This is a genomic window from Gordonibacter sp. (assembly GCF_036667095.1).
Taxonomy (GTDB): Bacteria; Actinomycetota; Coriobacteriia; order Coriobacteriales; family Eggerthellaceae; genus Gordonibacter.
In genome coordinates this window covers 1-7969 of sequence record NZ_JAVWUP010000120.1, presented here as the reverse complement: position 1 = coordinate 7969, position 7969 = coordinate 1, and the positions used below count along the sequence as shown (strand labels likewise).

The following is a 7969-nucleotide window of genomic DNA, read 5'->3' as shown; positions in this document are numbered from 1 at the left end:
TTGGGGAACAGCTCCCAAAACGAATCTTCTGCGATGAACTTTTGCATAACGGGCCTTTCTTCTCTTTTTTGCGCTTGGCTGGCGTCAGTGAAGCGCTGGGCTTCTTCTCGGGGCGGCCTCAGGCAGGAAGATCTGGCAACCCGTTGCGGAGTGAGTCGCCAGACCATTATCGCCATTGAAAACGACAAGTACGATCCTACGTTGGCGCTGGCCATGCGCCTTGCACGTGAGTTGGGCGTGGCAGTGGAGGAGCTGTTCTGCCTGGATTAGCCTCTACTTGCTCAGCCTGTGCGCGGCTTTGCCAGTGACAAGGTCGGCTTCTACAGCCCAGACGGCGGTTTCGGCGAGGTCCTTGGCTATGGCATTGCCGATCTCATGCTGGTAGTCCGGCAGGTACTTCATGCAGAGGGCCACGAGTGCATGGCGCACTTCCACGCTGTCCTCGACGCGCCGAATACGCCCGAACGCCATGGCTGAGCCGTAACGGCTGGTCATGAAGTCGTTCTCGAAACAAGCTTCCACGTCTACCGCGGCGGTCACGCAGATACGTGCATCATGGGCAAAGTTGTCCAACTTGTGCCCGGCGATGTTCGTGGTGTGAAAGTACAGCTTGCCGTCCATCACTACGAAGGAGATCGGCACGCCATAGGGCATGCCGTCGGCATCCACCGTGGAAGCGACGCAGTATTCAGCGGCCTCGAAGATGCTCCATGCATCCTTTGCGGACAATTCGCGTTCGGCATAGCGCATGCGATACTCGGTCATGCCGGTTTCCTTCCCCTTGTTTTGCGGCTGGAATCGTTACGGTCGGAGCTATTCTGCCTACTCATCCTATTGTAGTCGTTTTCTCATAGGGCACGGCTTGACGCTTGGGAAGGGGCAATCGGCTCTCCCGTTCGCCAAGCGCAGGAGCGCCCTTCGCCTCAGTGCGCCTGCTTGTCGATGTCCGTGTTCTTGGGGATGACAAAGAATACGGCGACGGCTGCGAGGGCCAGTACTACGGCTCCTATCGCGCTTGCGTCTGCCAGCGACGCGTTGAACGCGAGGGTCGCCTGCTGCGCCATCTCCGGCAAGCCCGCTTGGTTCGCGATCTCCAACGCAGCGCCCAGCGACTCGCGTGCCGTCGAGGCGAGCTCGGCCGGCAACCCTGCGGCTGCGTTCGCGTCGAACCCGATCTTGTAGGCCAGTGCCGCCAAACTGCCGACGATAGCCACGCCCAGCAGGTTGCCCAGTTCATAGGAGGTCTCCTCGATGGCGGCGGCATTGCCCGCCTTCTCGGGCGGTGTGGTGGACATGATCATGGCTGAGGCTACGGTGAAGGAACCCTGCGACAGCCCGATCAGCACCATGCATGCAAATACGTGGGAGAAGTCTAGATGGTCCCGGTTGAACCACACGACCGCCATTCCCGCAGCTGCTACGAGCAGGCCGAGGGCGATGGTGGTACGCGTGCCTATCTTGCGGGCAAGCCACGGTGCGGCCAGCGAGGACATCAGTCCCATCACGGCGAACGGCAGCATGCGCACGCCCGTCTCCATGGGCGAGAAGTTATGGACGAGCTGCATCCACTGGGCCAGCAGCAGCATCATGGCGGCCAGGCCGAACAGGGCGCCAAGTGCCGCGATGATGCCTCCGGCGAACGGCCGCAGTTTGAATAGGCTGATGTCCAGCAGCGGGTCGGGCCGCCTCAGGCAACGGCGAATGAATAGGACCAGCAACACGACGCCAGCCACTATCGCCCCGATGGCGGTGGGGTCGCTGAACGTCATCTCCTGCGCGAACCGCTTGATGGCCCAAGGAACCAGTACCATGCCTCCGATGGACAGCGCTGCGCCCACGAAGTCCCAAGGTCCCGGGTTCTTCACCTTCACCTCGGGCAGCACGAATGCCGAGCCCAACACGGCGAACACCATGATGGGTACGTTCACCAAAAACGCCGCATGCCACGAGAAGTGCTCCAGCAAAAAGCCGCCCACCAAAGGACCGATGGCCGCGCCGATGGCGGAGATGGCTGCCCATACGGAAATAGCTGTTGCCCGCTCCTTTGGATCAGGGAACACGCTTCGCAGCAGGGAGAGCGTCGTGGGCATGATCATGGCGCCTCCGACGCCCAGCAGCGCGCGCAGTGCGATGACGAACTCGGGGGAGTTCGCAAAAAATGCGCTGACCGATCCGATGCCGAAGATCAAATAGCCTATGACCAGCATCTTCTTACGCCCGAAGCGGTCTCCGAGCGAGCTCATGGTAACGAGCAGGCCTGCCAGGGCAAGCGAGTACACGTCCACCATCCACAGCAGCTGCTCGCCGGTGGGTTTCAGCTCCGCGGTGATCTGCGGCAGCGCCACGTTCAGTATGGTCATGTCCATCGTGATGACCAGCAAGCTGCCGGCCAGCACGACAAGCGATGCCCAGCGCCGTCCCTTCGAGAGGTTCACTGCCGTGGTGTTGCTTGCGGCATGTTCCATGATTTCGCCTCGCTCTCGTCTCTCGTTGCTTTCTGGATGCTGAAGAACAGTGTAGGCCACTATCTGTACATTAGTACATTAATGAGAGAAAAGAGAGAACTTATGGACAAATGTACATAACTAGTATCATGCGGGTAAAGGAGGGCGTCAGGAGAAGGTGTCAGGCAGTACCTTTCATAATCCAGCCTTCTGAACGCAACTGCTCCAAGGCGCCGCTTCGCCGGTAGCGCGAACCTGACCGGCAGCACCGAGGACCCTCACGACGGAAGCGACCTTCAGTCTATGAGGCTCTGGCCAAAATCAACCGGTTCTCCATTTTTTGTTCCCCTCTCGCCGTAGCGCTTGCTGGTATGATAACGAGGACACCAGCAAGCGCATTCATACCTGATTCGAGGCACAAGATATGGCATTCGTCCACCTGCACAACCACACCGAATATTCCCTGCTTGACGGCGCAACGCATGTGTACGACATGGTGAAGCGCGCGGCTGAGCTGGGCATGCCGGCCGTGGCTATTTCCGATCATGGCGTCATGTCGGGTGTGCCGGAATTGAGCGATGCTTGCGATGCGGTGGAGAAGGAGACGGGTGTGCGCGTGAAGCCCATTTTCGGCTGCGAGGTGTACTTCACCATCGACGAGGAGCTACGGCGCGACGTCAAGCCGAAGCTGTACCATATGCTGCTGCTGTCGAAGACCAACGAGGGCTATCACAACCTCGTACGCCTGGTAAGCGAGTCGCATGTGGACAACTTCTACTACAAGCCGCGCACGACGTTCTCCATGCTGCAGAAGTACGGCAAGGGCATCATCGGCTCGTCGGCCTGTATTGCCGGCATCATCCCGAAACTGCTGGACAATCGTCAGTTCGACGACGCCGTAGAGTGGGCGCACAAGTTCGCCAGCTGCTTTGATCCGGGCGACTTCTATATCGAGCTGCAAAACCAGGGCATCATGACCGATGCGGGCCTGACGCAGGTGGAGCTGAACCACCAGCTGACCAAGGTGGCGCAGACAGCGGGGCTCAAGACCATCGCCACGAACGACTTCCACTACCTTACGAGGGATCACGCGCGCGCTCAGGACATCATGCTGTGCATTGGCACGGGTTCGGCTATGAACGATGCCAAACGCATGAAGTTCGAGAACGACCAGTTCTACATGAAGACCGAGGAGGAGATGCGCGAGGCTATGCGCGACTTCCCCGAAGCCTGCGACAATACGGTGGAGCTTGCCGCGAAGGTCGACGTGGTGCTGGAACGCGACTCCATCCTGCCGCGTTTCCCCTTGCCGGAGGGCGAGACGGAGGACAGCTACTTTCGCAAGCGCATCCAGGAAGGCCTGGTCAAGCGCTATGGCGATCCGATTCCGCAGGAGGCGCAGGAGCGCGCCGACTACGAGGCCGGCGTCGTCATCCAGCAGGGCTTTCCCGCTTACTTCCTCATCGTGCAGGAATATATCGAGTGGGCGCGCAGTCAGGGTATCGGCGTCGGGCCGGGCCGCGGTTCGGCCGCAGGCGCCATCGTGGCGTACGCCATGGGCATCACGGACTTGGACCCGCTGTCCAATGGTCTGCTGTTCGAGCGCTTCTTGTCGCCTGAGCGCGTGGAGATGCCCGATATCGACGTCGACTTCGAGGACGAGCGGCGCGGCGAGGTCATCGAGCACATCAAGGAAGTGTACGGCGAGGACCACGTGTCCGGCGTTATTACGTTCGGCAAGCTGCAGGCCAAAAACGCCGTGCGCGATGCGGCGCGCGTGCTGGACTACCCCTACAACGTGGGCGACAAGATCACGAAGATGATCGGCGACGAGCTGGGCATCACCATCGACAAGGCGCTCGCCACCAATCCCGACCTCAAGAAGGCCTACGCGCACGAAGAGGACGTGAAGGCCGTCATCGATGCCGCCAAGTCCATTGAGGGGCATGTGCGCGGCGAGGGCGTGCACGCCTGCGCCACCATCATCTGCCGCGATCCCATGAGCGACCACGTGCCCATGAAGCGCGACACCAAGGGCGGCGGCATCATCACCCAGTACGACGGCCATTACACGCCAGACTTGGGCTTGCTGAAGATGGACTTCTTGGGCCTGCGCACGCTGGGCGTGCTGTCGCGTGCCTGCCGCAACGTCGAGACGCGTTTCGGCACGAAGGTGGTTCCCGAGGACATACCCATCGACGACGAGAAGTCGTTCGTGCTCATGCAGTCAGGCAATATGGACGGCCTGTTCCAGGTGGAGGGCGCGCTGTACGTGAGCCTGTTCGCGCGTCTTCCTCCTAAGCGCTTCTCCGACGTCGTCGCCTCTATCGCGCTCAACCGTCCGGGCCCGCTCGAGTCCGGCATGGTGGACGACTACGTGCGCGTGGCAAGCGGCAAGACCGCCATCCACTACTACGACGAGCGCCTCCGGTCCATCTTGGAGGAAACGTACGGCACGATGGTCTACCAAGAGCAGATCATGCAGATATCCATGGCCATGAGCGGCTTCTCGGCTGGCAAGGCCGACAAGCTGCGCAAGGCCATGGGCAAGAAGAAACTCGACATCATGCGCCAGCTCCAGGAGGACTGGAACAACGGCGCGGTGGAGAACGGCTTCTCGCTGGATATCGCCAAGCAGATTTGGGACGACGCGGAGAAGTTCGCCAAGTACGCGTTCAACAAATCGCACTCGGCTGCGTATGCCATCCTGGTCATGCGCACGGCGTACATGAAGGCGCATTATCCCAACGATTTCATGGCTGCCGTGCTGTCGTCCTACATGGGCAACACCGACCGCCTGATCCGCTACATCGCCAGCTGCAATCATAACGGCACGCCGGTGCTGCCGCCCGACATCAACTCGTCCAACGCCGAGTTCACCCCGGTCGAGGAAGGCGTTCGCTTCGGCTTGGTGGGCGTGCGCGGCGTGGGCAAGAACGTGGCCGACGAGATCATTGCCGAGCGCGAGGCCAACGGGCCGTATACCTCGCTGCACGACTTCGTGAACCGCGTGGATTCGAAGTGCTACAACCGCAAGACGCTCGAGGCCCTCATCAAGGGTGGGGCGTTCGATTCGACGGGCTACACGCGCAAGCAGCTCATGTACTTCGTGGACGAGACGCCGTTGCTCGAAGGGGCGTCCAAGCGCCAGAAGGACCGCGATTCGGGCCAGGTGAGCATGTTCGACCTGTTCGCCGATGATCCCGATTCAGGTTTCGAGGATACGGTGCCGCCTCCGGACGGCATAGAGTGGCCCAAGCGCGAGCTGTTGGCCTCCGAGAAGGAGATCATGAAGATCTACGTCTCGGACCATCCGCTGCGTCCCTACGAGGGCACCATTGCGCGCATGACGAAGTTCCAGTTGGGCGACTTGGCCGATCGCACGAAGGAGATCGCCTCTGCCACGTTCGTGGGCATGGTGTCCAATGTGGTGACGAAGCTGACGAAAAAGGGCAAGAAGATGGCCACGTTCTCGCTTGAGGACACGACGGGCCATGTCGAGTGCATCTGCTTCAAGTACGAGGAGAACGCCGAATCCATCCAGGAAGACGCTATCGTTAAGGTGAAGGGTAAGTTCGAGCACAGCGATCGGGGCAACCAGATCATGGCGTTCGAGATGAAGACCATCGAGCTGTCCGAATCTGACGCGCGCTCGGCGCACTTGGAGCTGAGAGTGTCGTCGGCCGACTTCGACCAGGCCACCTCGCAGCGGCTGAACCGCATTTTGAAGTCGTATCCGGGACGCGACGGCGTCGTGCTGTTCGTGAGCCAGTCGGACGGCCGCAAGTTCCGCGCCGAACTGCCCGTAACCGTGGATGCCCGCAGCTCGGTGATGCTTGCTGAGATACAGGACCTGTTCGGACGACCGGTCTGGAGCAAGTCGGCGTAACGGTTTGGCAAACGGAAGCGGGAAATCGAGCGGCCGCGCTACGCAGTGCGGCCGCTTTCGTTTATGATAGGGCGCATTATGATCCAGACTACTCAACATACCGGCGTGCCTGCAGACGCTTCTGCCGAGCATCCTGCGCGCGAGCACACGCTCGCGCTCACCCTGTCCTACAACGGCGCTCCGTTTTCGGGCTTTGCCCGGCAGCCAGGCCAGCTGACGGTGCAAGGCGACGTCGAGTCGGCGCTTGAGTTGCTGTTCAAGCGCCCGGTGGAGATGGCCTGCGCCGGACGTACCGATGCGGGAGTGCACGCTCTCGGCCAGGTGGTCAGCTTCGATATCGACGAACGCGACCTTGCCGGTCGTTCTCTTCCAAGTTTGCGCCGATCGTTGAACGCGCTTACGAACGACGCTATCACCGTGCGTGAGATTGAGCCTAAGCGCTATGGCTTCTCTGCTCGTTTCGATGCGCAGGCGCGCGAGTACCATTACCATCTGTGCGTGGACGGTACCAGCCCTATCTTCATGAAAGACTTCTCGTGGTTCGTCCCCGGCGGCCTGAACGTGTCCGCTATGGAGATGGGTGCGCAGTGCCTGCTAGGCGAGCACGACTTCAAAAGCTTCTGCATGGCTGCGTCGGCTGAGGGCAAGCCCACGTGCCGTAACGTGCGCGAGATATCGTTTCATCCCGAAACCGTCATGGGCGAGAATCTGCTGACCATCAAGGTGGTGGGCAACGCCTTCCTCCATTCCATGGTACGCACGATGGTGGGCACCTTGGTGATGGTGGGAAAGGGCCAGCGCGACACGGCCTGGGTGCCCGAGGTGCTGGAGGCTCGCGATCGCCAGGCGGCGGGCGAAAATGCTCCGGCCCAAGGGCTCGTGTTCTGGCGTGTTATCTACTGATTGCCGTACGGGATATCCTTCAACCGATCAGGTTAGGCTCCCGGGGGTCGGCCTTGTTCTCCAAAGTCGGGTGCTATACTGGGCAGATGCTGCGAAAATGCCCTATGGCGGCGTAGAGAGGCTTGATCGTGTTCGGAAACAGTGCGGAAAAGCGCATCGTGCGCGAAGCGGATAAAGTGTCCTCCTTGAAAGAGGATCTTGATGCGTTCTCCTGGGGGCGCGTGATGGATATCGGCCGGCAGCTCCAGATCGGCCAAGACGGTCCGACGACCGTTGCGCTCGGTGCCGAGCTTGCGGCTATCGCGCAGACGAATATTTCCCTCGCGACGCGTTTGGGCATCGATCCCGAGCCTCCCGAAAATCGTATGATGGCTTCTGGCATGGAGATAATCGAAGGCGGTTTCGCCGAGGCGGCGCTCGCTGCAGTGCAAACGACCGGCACCGTGTCCTGCGAGCCTGCCGAAGATCCTGTTTCATGGGGCGAGCAGGCCGATGAAGAGGATGTCTTCGAGCCGCAAGAACCTTCGCCCACATCGATGTTCCGCTCGACGACCGAACTGCCTATCGTGCTGACGACCTCGGTCGCTGTTGAGGCTTTTGCGCCGAGCGAGACTCCCGTTGAAGAATTCGAGCCAGAGCCAGAGCCAGAGCCAGAGCCAGAGCCAGAGCCAGAGCCAGAGCCAGAGCCAGAGCCAGAGCCAGAGCCAGAGCCAGAGCCAGAGCCAGAGCCAGA

6 protein-coding genes are annotated in these 7969 nt (G+C 60.7%); 4 read left to right on the top strand and 2 right to left on the bottom strand.

The window, feature by feature from the left end; translation table 11 throughout:
* Positions 1–78 precede the first annotated feature (78 nt).
* Positions 79–270 carry a helix-turn-helix transcriptional regulator gene (locus tag RR842_RS10120; protein WP_336821701.1) on the top strand — a complete coding sequence of 64 codons (192 nt, stop codon included), beginning with the start codon at positions 79–81 and terminating at the stop codon, positions 268–270.
* A 3-nt stretch (positions 271–273) separates the two neighbouring features.
* On the opposite strand, the gene RR842_RS10115 is transcribed toward RR842_RS10120, so the two are convergent.
* Positions 274–765, bottom strand: coding sequence for a pyridoxamine 5'-phosphate oxidase family protein (locus RR842_RS10115; RefSeq protein ID WP_332729662.1), 492 nt, complete (start codon positions 763–765; stop codon positions 274–276).
* Positions 766–923: 158 nt separating this feature from the next.
* Complete coding sequence (locus tag RR842_RS10110) at positions 924–2465, bottom strand: MFS transporter (protein ID WP_332554206.1); 1542 nt, start codon at positions 2463–2465, stop codon at positions 924–926.
* A 403-nt stretch (positions 2466–2868) separates the two neighbouring features.
* On the opposite strand from RR842_RS10110, the gene dnaE reads away from it, so the two are divergent.
* From dnaE to RR842_RS10095, 3 genes are all read left to right on the top strand, one after another.
* Positions 2869–6333 (top strand): DNA polymerase III subunit alpha, encoded by a 3465-nt coding sequence (gene dnaE / locus RR842_RS10105; RefSeq protein ID WP_332729661.1) that lies wholly within the window; start codon positions 2869–2871, stop codon positions 6331–6333.
* 78 nt (positions 6334–6411) lie between these two features.
* Positions 6412–7236: a tRNA pseudouridine(38-40) synthase TruA gene (gene truA / locus RR842_RS10100; protein WP_332513359.1), complete on the top strand. Its 825-nt coding sequence runs from the start codon at positions 6412–6414 to the stop codon at positions 7234–7236.
* A 128-nt stretch (positions 7237–7364) separates the two neighbouring features.
* Positions 7365–7969, top strand: a 605-nt coding sequence (locus RR842_RS10095) for a hypothetical protein (RefSeq protein WP_332729659.1), incomplete at its 3' end; no start/stop codon positions are given.

Coding starts and splice junctions, on each gene's coding strand:
- RR842_RS10115 (WP_332729662.1), bottom strand. CDS start 765: ATGACCGAGTATCGCATGCGCTATGCCGAACGCGAATTGTCCGCAAAG.
- RR842_RS10110 (WP_332554206.1), bottom strand. CDS start 2,465: ATGGAACATGCCGCAAGCAACACCACGGCAGTGAACCTCTCGAAGGGA.
- dnaE (WP_332729661.1), top strand. CDS start 2,869: ATGGCATTCGTCCACCTGCACAACCACACCGAATATTCCCTGCTTGAC.
- truA (WP_332513359.1), top strand. CDS start 6,412: ATGATCCAGACTACTCAACATACCGGCGTGCCTGCAGACGCTTCTGCC.